Here is a 292-nt window from a genome sequence, read left to right as displayed (position 1 = left end):
CCGGCAGGAAGTTTTTCAGGCATATGAGGAGCAAGGCAACGCCAAACCAAATCATAGCCACGAATGCCAATTTCGTAATAGAAGCCTACGGCTGCCGGTGCTTGGGCATGGAAGCATGAGCCTTCACGTGTTAGCACTTTCAGCGGACGGAATGAGCCTTCATTTGCAGGTGATGCCGGATCAGTCAGTGCTTTAAAGATCACCTGCATACTGACGAGTGTATCATCATAGCTGGCATTTGAAGGCCCTGAATCCTGATCAGGATTATCCCGTAGATCAATGATAAATTCAG

At 48.3% G+C, this 292-nt stretch carries 1 protein-coding gene; it reads right to left on the bottom strand.

Translation table 11 applies throughout. The features are described from left to right. On the bottom strand, positions 1 to 292 hold a 292-nt coding region (locus HBA93_RS20565), incomplete at both ends, for a hydantoinase B/oxoprolinase family protein (RefSeq protein ID WP_221724509.1).

Source organism: Ochrobactrum sp. SFR4 (assembly GCF_019730395.1).
GTDB lineage: Bacteria > Pseudomonadota > Alphaproteobacteria > Rhizobiales > Rhizobiaceae > Pseudochrobactrum.
This window is presented reverse-complemented; position numbering and strand designations above follow the sequence as displayed.